The sequence below is a fragment of the Ciceribacter sp. L1K23 genome (genome assembly GCF_018122705.1).
Taxonomy (GTDB): Bacteria; Pseudomonadota; Alphaproteobacteria; order Rhizobiales; family Rhizobiaceae; genus Allorhizobium.
On sequence record NZ_JAGRRC010000001.1, the window covers coordinates 988,491 to 1,003,328 of the forward strand.

Genomic DNA, 14,838 nt, shown 5'->3' on the forward strand with positions numbered 1-14,838 from the left:
ATCTCGAGAGCCGTCTGTTCGGGAGCAGGTTTCTTCAACATGTCCCAGTGAATCATAAACCCCCGGATGTAGCCAGGGGTTTGTCAGCAGTCTGAGGGCGGAACCCCGTGGTTCCGCCCTTCTTCGTTTTGATCAGGTTGCGACTTTCACGCCGCCCGATGCCGTCGGAGGCTCGCCGATCAGTCGGTCGCGCTCGCGCCAGACCGCCGGCAGACTGAGCACTGCAAGACCAACGAGGGCTATCGCGGTCTTTGTCAACTGACTGAGTTCGGAGGTGTGACCATCCACGTAGAAGACCAGATAAACGATCAGCACGTGCCAGACGTAAATCTGCAGGGAGTGGCGGCCGAGCAGCTGGAGATAGCGCAGCGAGAATACCGCCGTCAGTATCTGTGCGATCCGACGGACCCGCTCGTCTGCATGTTTAGGACCGGCGATGAGCGTCCAGGCAAACATATAGCCGACAGCGGCGAAATTCATGAGGTAGACCGGACCGAAGTCTGCTCGGACTTCCATCAACCCGAATTTTTCGAGCACGATACCGGGCATGAGGCCATGGGCGGTCATCACCCTCAAGGGCAGGAAGAACAGGCAGACGGCAATTGCTACCTTGAGTACGCGCGTTTTGCGGGGGTCGAAAACCTTGCTCCATTCAACCTTGTTCACCGCGGTCAGCGATCCCGCGATGATGCCGGAGAAGAAAACGATCTGCCAGCCGAGTAGGTTGAAGCTCGCGCGCAAGCCTTCTTCCTCGCGGCCCGCCGAGAGCCACTCGTTGAGCGGAACGGTCAGGACGCGCTGAAGGCCAAGCTGCGCCGCCATCCACAGCAGCAGCGATGCGATCGCCACGGTCGACCAGCGCCCGTTAATGCAGAGCCAGATCGCAAGTGGCGCGGCGAGCATGTAGATGATGTATTGCGGCAGGATATCCATGAAGGTCGGCTGGAACAGGAACGTGGCGATGGCGCCAAGCCGCAATGGATCATCCAGGCGGGTATCGCCGAGCCAGTTGGTCCAGATCGCGGCAGCGCCCGGCAGGAAGAGCTTGAGCGCCAGGATGACAAGAATGATGCCCATCGCGTAGCGATAGAGTTCGGCCACGCGGGAATAGATGCGATCCTGGCCGACCCTGTAGCCGTCGCGGAGCATCTTGCGGGAATAGACCATCCCCGTCAGGAGGCCGGAGAGGAAGACAAAGCCTTGTGCGTCCTCGACAAAGGCCAGGTTGCGGTGGTTGATTTCGACGAGCCACAGCCCGCCGGCAAAGACCAGATGGTTTAGCAGCATGAACACGAGGAAGTATCCCCGCATGCCGTCGATCACGTCCAATCTCTTCACGGTTCGGCTCCCGGTTTGGCCCCCGCGACCCGGGGGTGATTTTGCCTGTCATCATGTCGGCAATGGGGCGATCCCGCTGACATGTGCGCTGCGGCAACGGACAAGCCGGCCGAAAAGTTCCCCTGTTAACGTTGTTGTCAGAGCCCGAGCATCGCCAGCATCAGGAAGGTTGCGAAGAGTACGAAATGGGTCATCCCCTCGATCGCATTTGTTTCGCCATCGTTCAGATTGATGGCTGCGGCGATGAGGGTGATGGCGACCATGACGGTCTGCACCGGCGTCATGGCCATGATGAACGGCTGGCCCGTGTAAAGCGCAATGGCCTCCATGACGGGCACGGTCAGAATGACCGTCGACAGCGAGGCGCCCATGGCGATGTTGACGACGGCCTGCATGCGGTTGCCAAGTGCCGCCCGCACGGCTGTCAGGATCTCGGGCGCGGCTGAGATGCCGGCCACAAGAATAGCGGTGAGGGCAACGGGAGCCCCGGTTCCGCGAAGGCCGTTGTTGAGGAGAGTAGACATGATCTCTGCCAGGAAACCGATGACCGCAACGCCAAAAAGAATGATGAGGATCGAGGGCGTCGCCGGCGATGCGGACCTGTCGGTCTCGTGGTCCGCGACCCGACCTTTTCCCTGATAGCTGTAGCTGAAGAAGTAGCTGTGAGTGCCCACCTGCATCTTCAGGAAAAGGGCGTAAAGCGCAATCATCGCCAGGATGGTGAAGCCGGAATAATACTGCCACTTCGCTTCGGGAACGAACTCGGGCACGACCATGGATATGCCCATGGCCGTCAGGATCATGACGCCGTATGTCTTGCCGGAGTCGTCGTTGTACGGCTGCTCGCCGTGCTTCAGGCCGCCCAGCAGTGCCGCCAGTCCGAGGATGCCGTTGATGTCGAGCATAACGGCGGAATAGATCGTGTCCCGCACGAGCGTCGGCGACGCCTCGTTGTTCATCATGATCGCGAGGATCAGCACTTCCACCGCGACGGCCGACAGTGTCAGGATCATCGTGCCGTAGGGATCGCCGACCTTCTCTGCTAGGATTTCGGCGTGGTGGGCAACGCGGGTCGAGGCAAGGACGATCGCGCCGATCATGATCGCCGCTGCGATTAGCGACGCCGTGCGACCCGCTTCCATGACGGTATGCTCCAGCGCAAAGCCTATAATTGCGGCGAGCACGGACAGGAGAATAAGGCTCTCACGCTTGAGAAGGGTCAACACGTAACCTCTTGGGTTCGATCAGAATAATGGTTGGCGAGCATGGAGCGTTGAACGCCCTTCGCCCAATGCTCGAGCGAGATTGCAGTTCCATCTCCGTGATGCGATACTAATGCACGGGAGGGAGTGACATCGAGGAGGCACCTGATGGTGAAAGTGACATACGAAATTGTACCTCACGATGGCGGCTGGGCCTACCGGTCGAACGGGGTATATTCAGAAACCTTTTCAAGTCACGACGAGGCGCTGGAAGCCGCCCGGATCGTGATGCTGGAGCAGCAGGTCGGGGACGAGCCGGTCGAGATCAGCTACCAGGACGAAAAAGGCAAGTGGCACGAGGAGTATTCCGACGGCGGCGACCGTCCTGAGGTCGAGATCGTCGACCCATTTGAGCCACCAGGAGCCGAACTGCCGGCCTGACGAACACTGTCGCCACCGCTTCTCCGTTTGAGCGATGACGCCGGATCGTGCCATGTCGATCCGGGCGACAACCCGCTTGACGCCTATGCTATGATATCGACGCGACCCGTTGGGCAACGACCGTGGCGACGACAGTCATGAGGACCGCGTTCGCCGGATGCAGTGCGGAAATCCAGCCACTGCCAGTTTCCGAGCCAAGGCCAATGAGGGAAAGCTGAAGCAGGTAGAGGCCGGCCTGCAGGAGCGCCAGGAGGCGAACGGGCGGATGGGACCATCGTGTCAGGGCGAGGGCGGCCATTGTCAGTATAGGCAGACCAAGTAAACCTCCGGACATGGCATGTACCTGCCACCATGCCCCATCGTGAAAGATGCCGACCCCCGCCAGGAACACCTGCGCCAGCAGGCCTACGGGTATTACAGCGCCGCCCAGGACGACGGCCGCCAGTTTTTGGTAGCCGATCATGCCATAGCTCCCTCGACAGAACGGCCCCGTTCCGGAGGACTGACCAGGCCTGCGGCGGGTGGCAGGCAGCGCAGGCCTTCGAGCGTCGCCCGGACGGCGTGGTCGATCGGGGTGTGGGGCTCTTCTCCGAGGAAATCGACGAGGGCCCGGTTATCCAGCCTGACAATCTGCTTCCACAAGTAGCGCATTTCGAGCAGTTCCCGGAACATGGGGACTAAGGGCGAAGAGAGCCGGACAAGGAGCCACGGAAATCGCTTGATCGGCAGGTCAGGCTTGCCCACGACACGGCGTATCGCGGCCGCGAGTTGAATTCCGTCACGATCGAAGAAGCCGTCCATATGAAATCGGGCGAACGTCGGCAACCGATCGGAGACGGCCAGCAGGCGAGCCATGGTTTCAGCGACATCGGGCAGGTAGGCCCACTGATGCCCGGTTTGCGGGGACGCGGGATTCGTGATTGACGTCACGGGCTTGCCGGCCTTGACCACCACCTGGGAGAACCAGTTGTTGGCGGCGCCTGGACCGAAATAGTCTCCCGCCCGCACAATGAGCACGCGAACCCCCTCGGTACTCGCGATCTCGAGACGGCGCTCCAACTCGACGCGGATGCGTCCCTTGACGCTCACCGGATTCTGCGGACTGTCTTCTCGTACATCGGGAAAGCTGTCGGGGCCATAATTGTAGACGGTGCCCGGCATCAGAATGGTTGCACCCGCCCTCTTGGCCGCAGCGATGGTGTTGTCGATCATCGGCAACACCATCGTGCCCCAGTTTCGGTAGCCCGGCGGGTTCACCGCATGCACGATGACGTCCGCGCCCGCGGCAGCCGTCACGACGTCGTTGGCAATCATTGCGTCTCCCTGCACCCACTCAAATATCGGCAGGCGACGCTGCATGACGCCGGCGTTGCGATGGAGGGCCCGAACCCGATAGCCGTCCCGATGCAGGCGCGTCGCGACTGCTCCTCCTATTCCTCCCGTCGCGCCGAGGACGAGCGCTATTGCTGACTTCATAATGGGTTCCTGCGGGGTGGAGGTCATCGCCAAGTTCCTTTGTTGTGACAACCGGACGATGCCATAGCCTCTGCATATTCGAAATTGCATATTATTGTTGATATGATATACAAAAATGCATGATCCCCGTGCTTGACTGGAGCCACTACAGGACGTTTCTCGCCGTTTTGACGCACGGTTCCCTGTCTGCCGCCGCGCGCGAACTCGGACTGACACAGCCGACGGTCGGCCGTCACATCGATGCGCTCGAACGCGCGTCCGGATCTCCACTCTTCCTGCGGTCGCAGCAAGGACTGTTGCCGACCGTCACGGCGCGGGAGATGCTGCCGCACGCAGAAGCAATGGCGGCTTCCGCAGCTGCGCTTGCACGGACGGCTTCTGGAGACACGCAGACTCCACGCGGCACGGTTCGGATCAGTTCCAGCGAGGTGATGGGCATCGAAGTCCTGCCGCCGATCCTTGCAGATCTGCTGGAGCAGTACCCCGATCTCAACGCAGAGCTATCCGTTTCCGATGCGGTCGAGGATCTGTTGCGTCAGGAGGCGGATATTGCCGTGCGCATGGTTGCTCCCGCGCAGGAGGCCTTGATCAGCCGACGTATTGGAGCAATTCCGCTGGGGTTCTTCGCCCATCGCAGCTACGTGGTGCGCCACGGTCTTCCACGCACCGCAGACGAGCTTCGCGCGCACCGCCTCATCGGTTTCGACCGACAAATGGCCTATGTTCGCTCCGTACTGAAAGCCAACCCGGAACTGGGAGAGTTGCGTTTCGCCGTGCGGACGGACAGCAATGTTGCACAGCTGTCCATGATAGAGGCCGGAGCCGGTATCGGTATCTGTCAGGTCGGCCTCGCTATAAAGGATCCAGAGCTCGTGCCGATTTTGCCAGGCATGCTGGATCTGCATCTCGATACCTATGTCGTCATGCACGAAAGCCTGAGGACGGCGCCGCGCTGTCGCGTCACGTTCGATGCGCTCGTGGAGGGTCTTCTGCTTTATATGAAGACGCGCCCTGAGTGATGTTGCGGAGCGCTCCCGCTTGCAAAAGATGCTGGAGGACTGGGCCTTTCAATTAATGTGAAAGGGCCGGCGGAGGCCGCCGACCCATAGCAAAATTCGTCCTGTGATTTGGACGCTTCAGGCGGCGTCCCTCGTCGCGGGACCGCGACGCCAGGTATCAGGCCACGGTCGGATAGTCCGTATATCCGGGCGCGCCTCCGCCATAGAAGGTTTCCCGGTTGGCATCGGCGAGCGGCAGGTTCTTTTCCAGCCGCTCCGGCAGATCCGGGTTCGAGATGAACAGCTTGCCGAAGGAGACCATGTCGGCGCGTCCGCTTTCCACCGCTTCCATGGCGCTGTCGCGGTCATAGCCGTTGTTGACCATCCAGGCACCCTTACCGCCGGCCTTGCGATAAGCCTCGCGCATGCCCGCCCAGTCGAACGGCTTGTCGCCCTGTTGGAAGTCACGTGCCCCACCGGTTGCGCCTTCGATGACATGAATGAAGGCAAGGTCGAAATCGGCCAGTTTCGACACGAGAAGATCAAACAGCGGTTGCGGGTTCGGATCAAAGGCATCGTTGGCAGGGGTGACGGGGGAGATGCGAATGCCCGTGCGGCTACCGCCGATCTCTTTCGTCACCGCTTCAACAACTTCGACGGCGAAGCGGACGCGGTTTTCGATCGAGCCGCCATAGGCATCCGTGCGATGGTTGGTCCCGGACCGGAGAAACTGGTCGATAAGATAGCCGTTTGCGGCGTGTATCTCCACCCCATCGAAACCGGCATCGACTGCAGCGCGGGCAGCCTTGCGGTAGTCCTCGAGGATGCCCGGAATTTCAGAGATATCGAGAGCGCGCGGTGCGGATGTATCGGCAAAGGCGCCGGTTCCGTCGGGATTGATGATGTATGTCTTCGATTTTGCGGTTATGGCCGAAGGTGCGACGGGTGCGCCGCCATTTGGCTGAAGCGAGGTGTGGGACACCCGGCCGACATGCCAGATTTGGGTGACGATCTTGCCGCCCGCTTTGTGGACCGCTTCGGTTACGCGTTTCCATCCTTCGATCGACTCAGGAAGGTAGAGCCCGGGCACATCGGCATACCCCTGGCCCTGCTGACTGATCGGCGTGCCTTCGGTGACGATCAGGCCTGCGGAGGCGCGCTGCTCGTAGTAGGTGACGTTCAGATCGTTCGGAACAGCGCCCGGGGACCGGTTTCGGGTCAGCGGGGCCATGGCGATACGGTTGGCGACGGGGATGCCTCCCACGGTCATGGGATCGAAGAGTGACGGCATCGGTGATCCTTTCAAAAGGAAAGTGCAATCGGGAGGGTATTGCAGGTGGGAAATCTGATGGGAGCGCTGGCGCGCCTGGTCAGAGTGTCGATTGCAGGTCCGCAAGAAAACGTCTGATCGCGTTCTCATCGCGCCTGTAGTAGACCCACTGTCCGTGTCGGGATGTGGTGACGAGCCCCGCTCTTTGCAAGACCGAAAGATGGGCCGAGACAGTGGACTGCGACAGTCCGCAGCGCTCGAACTGGCTGGCGGAAACGCCGGTGGTGAAGGGCTGTGCCTGCTCGCCGAAATATTGTTCGGGCTCCTTCAACCATTTCAGCATATCCATGCGAACCGGACTAGCGAGTGCCTTGAGAATGTCATTCATGCGTCGTGCCTAATTCCTGCGCCGGGCAGATTGACGACCATTCGAAGCGGTCGCAATTGCCTTCCGTCAATTCACGTTCGGGTGATGGCAGATCGTTTCGGCTGATCGGCTCGAAAACGCACGAGCTGGGAAAAAGTTCAGCAGGGGCAAAAAAAAGAGGGCCACCGGATCGCTCCAGGGCCCTTTGAAGTGTGAAGGTCAAAAACCTCCAGAGGGGAACAGCTGCTGCGGCGGAACTGGGAGGAAAGCCGCCATGTGCATCAGCTGTGTGCGATATGGTGGTTTTTTGTGCAGTGAACAATGTGTTTTTGTGCATGTCAGGCATGCATCACATGCATTTCTACTTCTAGACGTAGCCGACGTGAGGGCAAATTTATGTCGTATGCGTCGAAAGCCCTTCAGATGGTAGCACTTTGCTGTCGGCCCGACTTGTCAGAAATTCCAGTTGCGTGCCTTGGCCACGATGAAATCGCGGAAGGCTTTCAACTTGGCGGCATTCTTCATTTCGTCAGGATAGCAGAAATAGGTGTCGAAAGACGGCACGTCGGCGTTTGTAACCAGTTGAAGAAGGCCAGGGTCGCGACCGACGATATAGTCCGGAAGCATCGCTATTCCGATTCCCAAGAGGCATGCCCGCTTGATCGAGGTCAGGCTGTTGATCTGCAGGTGCGGCATGCGCGGATTGTCTGAATTGCGTCCTGCGATCTCCAGCCAGTTCACATCCAGCAGATAGGCGGGTGCCGGTTCACCGAACGTGATGATCCGGTGATTGTCGAGATCCTCGATCGATTGCGGCTCGCCATACCTGTTGATGTAGGAGGGGGAGGCGTAGACATGCATGTGCACGGTGAACAGCTTGCGCTGAATGAGATCCGACTGCTGCGGCTGGCGCAGGCGGATCGCGCAATCGGCGTGGCGCATGTTGACGTCAAGCTCCTCGTTGTCGAGAAGCAACTGGATCGACATGTCCGGGTATAGCTGCAGGAACTCCTGCACCTTGTCGGTCAGCCAGCCTTGGCCGAGGCCGACTGTCGTGGTGACGCGCAACTTGCCGGTCGGCTTTTCGGTGGCCTCCGTCAGTTGCATCTTCACCGTTTCGAGTTTCAGCAGTACCTCATGGGCGGTGCGGTAGAGCAGTTCCCCCTGTTCGCTCAGGATGAGGCCTCGCGCGTGGCGATGGAACAACTTGACGCCGATGTCCATCTCCAGCGCGCTCACCTGGCGACTGATGGCCGATTGGGAGAGGTGCAACTTATCGGCCGCATGGGTGAAGGAGCCGGCTTCAGCCGCCGCATGAAAAATGCGCAGCTTGTCCCAGTCGAGCGGCATGCCTCCCCCTCTCATGATCGTCACTCTGCCGCTTCGCGCCGTGTTTCCACGGCGGTCAGATAACGTTCAGCCTCGAGTGCGGCCATGCAGCCCATTCCGGCGGCGGTGATCGCCTGACGGAAGACGTCGTCGGTCACGTCGCCGGCGGCGAACACGCCTTCCACATCGGTGGCGGTCGAATCCGGCGCGGTCCACAGGTAGCCGTTCGGTTTCATCTTCAGCTTGCCCTTGAACAGTTCGACAGCCGGCGCGTGGCCGATGGCAACGAACACGCCGTCGATCGGCATTTCCGTGATCGCGCCGCTGCGGGTGTCGCGTAGCTTGACACCCGAGACAGACGGCGGCATCGGCGGCTTGGCCGGCGTTCCTGTTATCTCGGCTACCTCGGTATTCCAGAGGACGTTGATGTTCTCCTTGGCGAACAACCGCTCCTGGAGGATCTTCTCCGAACGGAAGCTGTCGCGGCGATGGACGACGGTGACGGACTTCGCGATGTTGGAGAGGTAGAGTGCTTCCTCGACGGCCGAATTTCCGCCGCCGACAACGATCACGTCCTTGTTGCGGTAGAAGAAGCCGTCACAGGTGGCGCACGCGGACACGCCGAAACCCTGGAAGTGCTGCTCGCTCTCGATGCCGAGCCACTTGGCCTTGGCACCCGTGGCGATGATCAGCGTGTCGGCCGTCCAGACGGCGCCGCTGTCGGTGCGCACCGTGAACGGGCGCCGGGAAAGCTCGACCTCTGTGACGATATCGTTGACGATCTCCGCTCCGACATGGACCGCCTGGTTGAGCATCTGTTCCATCAGGAAGGGCCCCTGGATCGGATCAGCGAAACCGGGATAGTTTTCCACATCGGTGGTGATCATCAACTGACCGCCCTGTTCCATGCCGGCGATGAGGACCGGCTTCAGCATGGCGCGGGCGGCGTAGATTGCTGCGGTATAGCCGGCGGGGCCGGAGCCGATGATGAGCGCCTTGGTGTGACGGGCCGTCATGTCAAATGTCCTTTCAACTCGCCGTATCGCATCGGAACGATTTAGATGGGATGCGTTGGTGCAGGGCGCAATAGCCGGTTCATTTACGGTCCCTCCATGCATTTATTCAAGGTCAGCCCTGCAATAGCCACAGGGCAAAAACGCACATCGTAATAATTGTTCACAAGTGCGACATATTCTTGCGTCAGGCAACCTCTTCGCTACAAACTGGTGCATTGCCGACGTTGAAAGGTATGTCTTTGTTGCGCGCCGAACTCGATGCAATCGACCTCAAAATTCTCCGCGAGCTTCAGCGCGACGGTCGAATGACCAATGTGGAACTGTCCGACAGGGTCGGCATCTCCGCGCCTCCTTGCCTCAGACGCGTGCGCAAGCTGGAGGAGGCGGGGATCATCGAGGGCTATCACGCGATGCTCAACGCGCGAAAGCTGGGTTTCGATCTCGTGGCGTTCTGCATGGTGGGGCTCAAGCACCAATCGGAATCGGAACTCAAGGCATTCGCGGCCGCCAGCGAAGGCTGGCCGATCGTCCGCCAGGCCTGGATGGTGTCTGGGGAGAGCGATTTCCTGCTGCATTGTGTGGCGGCCAACCTCACTCAGTTCCAGGATTTCGTGATCGAGGTGCTGACCGCGCACGACAATGTCGATACCGTCCGGACCATGCTGACGATCCGCCAGGTCAAGCGGCTGGGGCTTGTGGAGATCTGAGGGCGAGTATCACCATGGCTGCTTTTCTCGCATGGTTTGCCACTTTTCCAGGACGCGGTTCGCGATCAATGACGTTGAGTTGACCGGCTCGTAACCGGTCATAACCTGATTGCCCGGAAAGCGCCCGATGTTGGCTTGGTCCGACAAGGCTGCGATGAAGCGATCGATTTTCCGGTGTCCACCGGACGGGTAAAACAGCCGGATCGGCCGTCCTGTGCCGGCTGCCTCGCCGATCATGTTGGTGGAGTCGGCGGTGACGACCACCTCGTCGGCAAGTGCGAGATATCCCGCCAGCGGATTTTCGCCAGTTCCGGTCCAGAAATGCACTCCGTTCCGTTCGCCAAGCGTCGCAAGACGGTCTGCAAGTTCTCGCGGCGTCCTTCGCGAAGTCGTTATCATCAGAGAAGTACCACGATCGTGCAGGCTTTCCAGGGCTGAGGCGAACGCGTCGATGTCGTCGGGCGTGAAACGGGAGTGACGACTATCGCCGCCGACGAGCACGGCAACGCGGGGATGGGGAAGGGCGACGAGGTGAGGTGGCGGAGTCCGACGGATCGTGTCCAGACGTGCCAGCGGCGTGCGGTTGGGCGCCGTCGTCACGGCAAGTATGTTGTCAGCCAAGGCCGGCCGATCGTGATGCTGCACGATGAGTAGATCGGCTCCGTGGCGCGACGTTCGAGGGTCCTTGAAGAAAACCGTCAACGTCTTCGGCGACAGCACCTTGAGCCGTCGAAGATAGGAGACCGCCCGGCGACCGGTCGCAAGGCAGATGTCCGGGTAGGGAGGTGCGATCGGCGAGCCGAGTTGGTTGGGCGCCTCGCGCGGATCGATCGGCCCCCAGGGCATGAACCAGGAAAAGACGCGCCGTGGACGGAGCCGGCGGAGAACGGGTGTAACGCCGAGCGCTTCGGCAACGCCGATCAACGGCTGCTCATCGCCAGCCTTGCCGTCCGTCAACACCCAGACTGTCGGCCTCCTGCCATTCGTCATGACTGACTATCCGCGCTTTCGGACATGATCCGCTCGTAGGCGGAATATTCCTGTTCAAGCATGAACTGGGTGGTGAAGTGATCGAGAACATGGGCACGGCCCTTGCTGCCCATCTCCCGCAAGCGGTCCGGGTCGGCTAGTGCATCGCGAATAGCCTCTTCCATAGCGGCGGCATCGCCCGGTTCGACCAGCCAGCCCGTTTCTGAGGGCAGAACCGTTTCGCGACTGCCGCCGTGGTTTGTGGCAATGACCGGCGTTTGCATGGCCTGTGCCTCTATCGCCGCGCGTCCGAATGCTTCCGGGCGGGTCGAAGCCGAGACGGCGAGATCGGCGGCGGCAAGCACGGCCGGAACGTCGCGCCGGCTTCCGGCAAAGATCAGCCGGTCCGTTACGCCGAGCCGTTCCGCCTGCGTCTTTAGTTCCGATATTACGGATGCCGCGCCGCTGCCGACAAAGGCAAGCCGCAGTGTCGGGTCGGCAAGACGCGCGAAGGCGTCCAGAAGGATCGCGTGGCCCTTCCAGCTTGTGATGCGCCCCACCATCACGATGAGACGGTGTTCCTCGCCGGCACCAAATTCCGCGCGGATGGCCTCCCTTGTTGCCTGATCGATCCCCGCCGGATCGAAGACCAGGGGATCGATGCCGCGCGGCGCCACGATGATCTGCTCGCGAGGGTATCCATAGACTTCGACGATGTGCTTGCGAATGAAGTCTGAGTTCGCGATCACCACGGGCGTGCGCAGCATGGCGCTGTTGTAAAGCCGCTTCAGCGCACTGGCGTGCCCGTAGACACCGTGGAAGGTTGTGAGAAAGCGGACCGGGCGGGTGCTGAAGCACCTGGCCATCAAGGCGACCCAGGCGGGGGCCCGGCTGCGGGCATGCAAGATATCGATTCCTTCCGCGTCGACCAGTCTCGCCACCGCGCGTGCTGCCGAGATCATGCGCCAGGGCGCCTTGGTTCCCACGGGTACGGTGACGTGCACCGCGCCTGCTGCCTCGACCGCCTCCACCAGCGGTCCGCCAGCACTGGCGACCCAGTTCTTGATCCCGCGCCCACTCAGGAATTCGGCCATCTCCAGCGCCGACCGCTCGACGCCGCCGTCGCCAAGGGCCGGCAGCAGCTGGAGTATACGCGGATCACTCATCGATTTTTACCATTCCTGTGTCGTCTGAGAACTCCGCTAGCAAGCCACCGTCGCTGAAGCAAGCAACCGCGGAAGCCGACGGTGCGCACGCTTTCTTCCAGCGCGCAAATGGTCTAATGAGGCGCCTTAAAAGCGGGCCATTCTCTTGTGCCTGCGTATCAGGAGCGGTGAAGTGGTGCAGACCATCGTATGCATGAAATGGGGAACGCGCTATCCCGGTGACTATGTCAACCGGCTCTGGTCGATGATCAAGCGCAACACGCGGCGCCCGACCCGGCTCGTCTGCTTCACCGAGGATGCCACCGGCATCGACCCGGCCGTTCATGTGTTTCCGTTACCGGAGATCAATATTCCGGCGAAGATCGCATGGAAGCCGTGGCGCAAGATCTCGCTGTGGCAGGCGCCGCTGGCCGATCTCGAAGGCGATGTACTCTTTCTTGATCTCGACGTTGTCATCACGGGTCCGCTCGACGATTTCTTCGATTACGAGCCGGACAAAACCTTCTGCATCGCTGAGAACTGGACGCAGCCGGGCAAGGGGATCGGCAACACGTCGGTCTATCGTTGGCGCGTGGGTACCAACACCCATATCTTCGACGACTTCAACAGGGATGCCGAAACACCGTTTGCCAAGTACGGCATCTCGCAGCGCTATGTTTCGGGCTCCGTCGACAGCATGACCTACTGGCCGGCGGAGTGGTGCGTCAGCTTCAAGCACACGCTCCTGCCCAAATGGCCGATGAACTTCTTCAAGGTCGCGCCGTTGCCGCCGGCAACGCGGGTGGTCGCCTTTACGGGGAAACCGGATCCCGACGAGGCCGAGATCGGCGTGTGGCCAGCAAGTGCCTGGTACAAGAAACTCTACAAGCACGTGCGCCCAACGCCCTGGATCACCGAGAACTGGCGCTAGGCAGCTTGGCCCGGCTGCGCCCGTGCGCCTGCTCTATCTGGAGAGCCAGCCGGCGACGCGGTTCCGGAGGTGAAGGGCCTCGCGAAAGGCGAAGTCACCCGCCGTCAGGAGGGGGTGACCCTGTCGCGCGGCGCGTTGGCTTTTAATCGTGCCGCCGCCTCTTTTGGCGCCGCTTCCGCTCGGATTTGCGTCCACTATGTTGGCGATAAGCGTGATGATATTGTGATCCTCAAGGACGCGGCGGCGCGCTTCCTTTATGGCTGGCAGTCGCTTCTCGTATTCGCCCTTCGCCATAGCCTGCTTCATGACTCGCAGTGCTTCGTCAGGCTTGCGGATGTCGATCGCGATAAAGCTGTCTGCCGGGAAATAGTCGGCCGCATTGGGCGCCCCGAAATAGAAGGGTAGCGACAGGCCGAGGAAGGCATCGCTCAGCTTCTCTGTGAAATGATGCGGGGCAAGATGGTTCTCGATGGCGATGTGATACTTGTAGGGATCGATCGATTCCGCCTTGTCGTCGACGGGGCGGTGGCCGCGTCCGAAAACGTCGAGTTCCGGCATACGGACGGCCATGTCCTGCGTGAAGTCGTACCGCAGGCGATGGAGTGTATGTCCCTGTCGCTTGGTGGAGCAGACGGTGCCGATCATCCGGGTCTTTTCCGGAAAATGGTCGCGGATCTCGTCAGCCGTCATCAGGTGCTTGCTGCCATTCCCATAGAACCAGCGCAGGCCTGCTTGGCTCCAGATCCGTCCCGGGTGGCGCAGCGCAAACGGCTCCTGGCTCGTGACCACGTGACCGAACTGGCGGGTGAACGTGCGGCCATAGATCTTGATGCCGCTCGGCTCGGTCGTGAACAGGATGGTGTTTTCCTGCGGGCATGCGAGCTCTTCGACCCGGACTGGACGACGCTCGCCTTCGGCTGCAGGCAGGTTCTCGTACACCGCCAACCAGTCGTAGTCGCGGGCCTCAGGGTCGAAGGTGAAGCGCAGACCACGCTCTTCGGCAAAGCCTTGAAGGATCTGGCGGGCGAGGGGGTTCCTGCCCGGACCGCGATCGACACGCCCCATGATCTTCACGACACGGCGACGATCGTCGCCGTTCGTGTGCTCTAGGCTGCTGGACAGAGGACTGCTCCTTCGATCAACCCCAGTTGACGGCCAATATCTCGTAGGCCTTGGAGCCGCCGGGAGCGACGACTTCGATGGAGTCGCCGACTTCCTTGCCGATCATCGCCCGCGCGATCGGGGAGGAGATCGAGATGCGGCCGGACTTCACGTCGGCTTCCTGGTCGCCGACGATCTGGTAGGTCTTTTCCTCGTCGGTGTCCTCGTCGACGAGTTTCACCGTCGCGCCGAACTTGATCTTGTCGCCGGACATCTTGGAGAGGTCGATGACCTCCGCGCGCGCGATCAGATCCTCGAGTTCGGTGATGCGGCCTTCGTTGTGGCTCTGCGCTTCCTTGGCGGCGTGATACTCGGCGTTTTCGGACAGGTCGCCATGGGCACGGGCTTCCGCGATCGCTTCAATGATCCGCGGACGCTCCTCCTGTTGCCGCCAACGCAGTTCCTCCTGCAGCTTGGTGAAGCCGCCCTGCGTCATGGGTACCTTTTCTACCATGTCCTTTTCCTTTGCATTATCCTGTCCACTTTGC

At 60.8% G+C, this 14,838-nt stretch carries 16 protein-coding genes; 4 read left to right on the forward strand and 12 right to left on the reverse strand.

Annotated elements, in window-relative coordinates:
* Nucleotides 1–132: 132 nt before the first annotated feature.
* Both opgC and J5J10_RS04575 read right to left on the reverse strand, forming a co-directional pair.
* Nucleotides 133–1,338 carry an OpgC domain-containing protein gene (gene opgC / locus J5J10_RS04570; RefSeq protein WP_211929012.1) on the reverse strand — a complete coding sequence of 402 codons (1,206 nt, stop codon included), beginning with the start codon at nucleotides 1,336–1,338 and terminating at the stop codon, nucleotides 133–135.
* A 137-nt stretch (nucleotides 1,339–1,475) separates the two neighbouring features.
* The gene (locus J5J10_RS04575; RefSeq protein WP_211929013.1) at nucleotides 1,476–2,564 is read right to left on the reverse strand and encodes a calcium:proton antiporter; all 1,089 of its coding nucleotides are present in this window, start codon (nucleotides 2,562–2,564) and stop codon (nucleotides 1,476–1,478) included.
* Between the two features lie 144 nt (nucleotides 2,565–2,708).
* On the opposite strand from J5J10_RS04575, the gene J5J10_RS04580 reads away from it, so the two are divergent.
* The gene (locus tag J5J10_RS04580; protein WP_208551599.1) at nucleotides 2,709–2,981 is read left to right on the forward strand and encodes a DUF2188 domain-containing protein; all 273 of its coding nucleotides are present in this window, start codon (nucleotides 2,709–2,711) and stop codon (nucleotides 2,979–2,981) included.
* Between the two features lie 88 nt (nucleotides 2,982–3,069).
* Here the strand turns inward: J5J10_RS04580 and J5J10_RS04585 are convergent, their stop codons facing one another.
* Together J5J10_RS04585 and J5J10_RS04590 are read right to left on the reverse strand one after the other, a co-directional pair.
* The gene (locus J5J10_RS04585) at nucleotides 3,070–3,444 is read right to left on the reverse strand and encodes a DUF6220 domain-containing protein (protein ID WP_211929014.1); all 375 of its coding nucleotides are present in this window, start codon (nucleotides 3,442–3,444) and stop codon (nucleotides 3,070–3,072) included.
* Nucleotides 3,441–4,457, reverse strand: a complete 1,017-nt coding sequence (locus J5J10_RS04590; RefSeq protein ID WP_211929015.1) for an NAD-dependent epimerase/dehydratase family protein — start codon at nucleotides 4,455–4,457, stop codon at nucleotides 3,441–3,443. The genes J5J10_RS04585 and J5J10_RS04590 overlap by 4 nt, the downstream gene beginning before the upstream one ends.
* A gap of 119 nt (nucleotides 4,458–4,576) precedes the next feature.
* On the opposite strand from J5J10_RS04590, the gene J5J10_RS04595 reads away from it, so the two are divergent.
* Entirely contained in the window at nucleotides 4,577–5,476 is a 900-nt protein-coding gene (locus tag J5J10_RS04595) for a LysR family transcriptional regulator (protein WP_211929016.1), read from the forward strand.
* A 157-nt stretch (nucleotides 5,477–5,633) separates the two neighbouring features.
* Here the strand turns inward: J5J10_RS04595 and J5J10_RS04600 are convergent, their stop codons facing one another.
* The 4 genes from J5J10_RS04600 to trxB all read right to left on the reverse strand — a co-directional run bounded on the left by J5J10_RS04600 (nucleotide 5,634) and on the right by trxB (nucleotide 9,437).
* Nucleotides 5,634–6,746: an alkene reductase gene (locus J5J10_RS04600; RefSeq protein ID WP_211929017.1), complete on the reverse strand. Its 1,113-nt coding sequence runs from the start codon at nucleotides 6,744–6,746 to the stop codon at nucleotides 5,634–5,636.
* Nucleotides 6,747–6,825: 79 nt separating this feature from the next.
* Nucleotides 6,826–7,113 carry a metalloregulator ArsR/SmtB family transcription factor gene (locus tag J5J10_RS04605; protein WP_208551594.1) on the reverse strand — a complete coding sequence of 96 codons (288 nt, stop codon included), beginning with the start codon at nucleotides 7,111–7,113 and terminating at the stop codon, nucleotides 6,826–6,828.
* Nucleotides 7,114–7,545: 432 nt separating this feature from the next.
* On the reverse strand, nucleotides 7,546–8,442 hold the full coding sequence (locus J5J10_RS04610) for a LysR family transcriptional regulator VtlR (RefSeq protein ID WP_208553595.1): 897 nt from the start codon (nucleotides 8,440–8,442) through the stop codon (nucleotides 7,546–7,548).
* Nucleotides 8,443–8,462: 20 nt separating this feature from the next.
* Complete coding sequence (trxB, locus tag J5J10_RS04615; RefSeq protein WP_211929018.1) at nucleotides 8,463–9,437, reverse strand: thioredoxin-disulfide reductase; 975 nt, start codon at nucleotides 9,435–9,437, stop codon at nucleotides 8,463–8,465.
* A gap of 239 nt (nucleotides 9,438–9,676) precedes the next feature.
* On the opposite strand from trxB, the gene J5J10_RS04620 reads away from it, so the two are divergent.
* Entirely contained in the window at nucleotides 9,677–10,144 is a 468-nt protein-coding gene (locus J5J10_RS04620) for an Lrp/AsnC family transcriptional regulator (RefSeq protein WP_211931135.1), read from the forward strand.
* A gap of 9 nt (nucleotides 10,145–10,153) precedes the next feature.
* Here J5J10_RS04620 and J5J10_RS04625 read toward each other — a convergent pair whose 3' ends face one another.
* Nucleotides 10,154–11,134 carry a mitochondrial fission ELM1 family protein gene (locus J5J10_RS04625; protein ID WP_211929019.1) on the reverse strand — a complete coding sequence of 327 codons (981 nt, stop codon included), beginning with the start codon at nucleotides 11,132–11,134 and terminating at the stop codon, nucleotides 10,154–10,156.
* Nucleotides 11,131–12,279, reverse strand: a complete 1,149-nt coding sequence (locus J5J10_RS04630; protein ID WP_211929020.1) for a glycosyltransferase family 4 protein — start codon at nucleotides 12,277–12,279, stop codon at nucleotides 11,131–11,133. The genes J5J10_RS04625 and J5J10_RS04630 overlap by 4 nt, the downstream gene beginning before the upstream one ends.
* A gap of 175 nt (nucleotides 12,280–12,454) precedes the next feature.
* On the opposite strand from J5J10_RS04630, the gene J5J10_RS04635 reads away from it, so the two are divergent.
* Nucleotides 12,455–13,189, forward strand: coding sequence for a hypothetical protein (locus J5J10_RS04635; protein WP_349252037.1), 735 nt, complete (start codon nucleotides 12,455–12,457; stop codon nucleotides 13,187–13,189).
* 33 nt (nucleotides 13,190–13,222) lie between these two features.
* On the opposite strand, the gene J5J10_RS04640 is transcribed toward J5J10_RS04635, so the two are convergent.
* Both J5J10_RS04640 and greA read right to left on the reverse strand, forming a co-directional pair.
* The gene (locus J5J10_RS04640) at nucleotides 13,223–14,254 is read right to left on the reverse strand and encodes a glycosyltransferase family 10 (protein WP_249116674.1); all 1,032 of its coding nucleotides are present in this window, start codon (nucleotides 14,252–14,254) and stop codon (nucleotides 13,223–13,225) included.
* 73 nt (nucleotides 14,255–14,327) lie between these two features.
* Nucleotides 14,328–14,804: a transcription elongation factor GreA gene (gene greA / locus J5J10_RS04645; RefSeq protein ID WP_208551587.1), complete on the reverse strand. Its 477-nt coding sequence runs from the start codon at nucleotides 14,802–14,804 to the stop codon at nucleotides 14,328–14,330.
* Nucleotides 14,805–14,838: the final 34 nt, after the last annotated feature.

Coding starts and splice junctions, on each gene's coding strand:
- J5J10_RS04580 (WP_208551599.1), top strand. CDS start 2,709: ATGGTGAAAGTGACATACGAAATTGTACCTCACGATGGCGGCTGGGCC.
- J5J10_RS04585 (WP_211929014.1), bottom strand. CDS start 3,444: ATGATCGGCTACCAAAAACTGGCGGCCGTCGTCCTGGGCGGCGCTGTA.
- J5J10_RS04590 (WP_211929015.1), bottom strand. CDS start 4,457: ATGAAGTCAGCAATAGCGCTCGTCCTCGGCGCGACGGGAGGAATAGGA.
- J5J10_RS04595 (WP_211929016.1), top strand. CDS start 4,577: ATGATCCCCGTGCTTGACTGGAGCCACTACAGGACGTTTCTCGCCGTT.
- J5J10_RS04600 (WP_211929017.1), bottom strand. CDS start 6,746: ATGCCGTCACTCTTCGATCCCATGACCGTGGGAGGCATCCCCGTCGCC.
- J5J10_RS04605 (WP_208551594.1), bottom strand. CDS start 7,113: ATGAATGACATTCTCAAGGCACTCGCTAGTCCGGTTCGCATGGATATG.
- J5J10_RS04610 (WP_208553595.1), bottom strand. CDS start 8,442: ATGCCGCTCGACTGGGACAAGCTGCGCATTTTTCATGCGGCGGCTGAA.
- trxB (WP_211929018.1), bottom strand. CDS start 9,437: ATGACGGCCCGTCACACCAAGGCGCTCATCATCGGCTCCGGCCCCGCC.
- J5J10_RS04625 (WP_211929019.1), bottom strand. CDS start 11,134: ATGACGAATGGCAGGAGGCCGACAGTCTGGGTGTTGACGGACGGCAAG.
- J5J10_RS04630 (WP_211929020.1), bottom strand. CDS start 12,279: ATGAGTGATCCGCGTATACTCCAGCTGCTGCCGGCCCTTGGCGACGGC.
- J5J10_RS04640 (WP_249116674.1), bottom strand. CDS start 14,254: ATGGGGCGTGTCGATCGCGGTCCGGGCAGGAACCCCCTCGCCCGCCAG.
- greA (WP_208551587.1), bottom strand. CDS start 14,804: ATGGTAGAAAAGGTACCCATGACGCAGGGCGGCTTCACCAAGCTGCAG.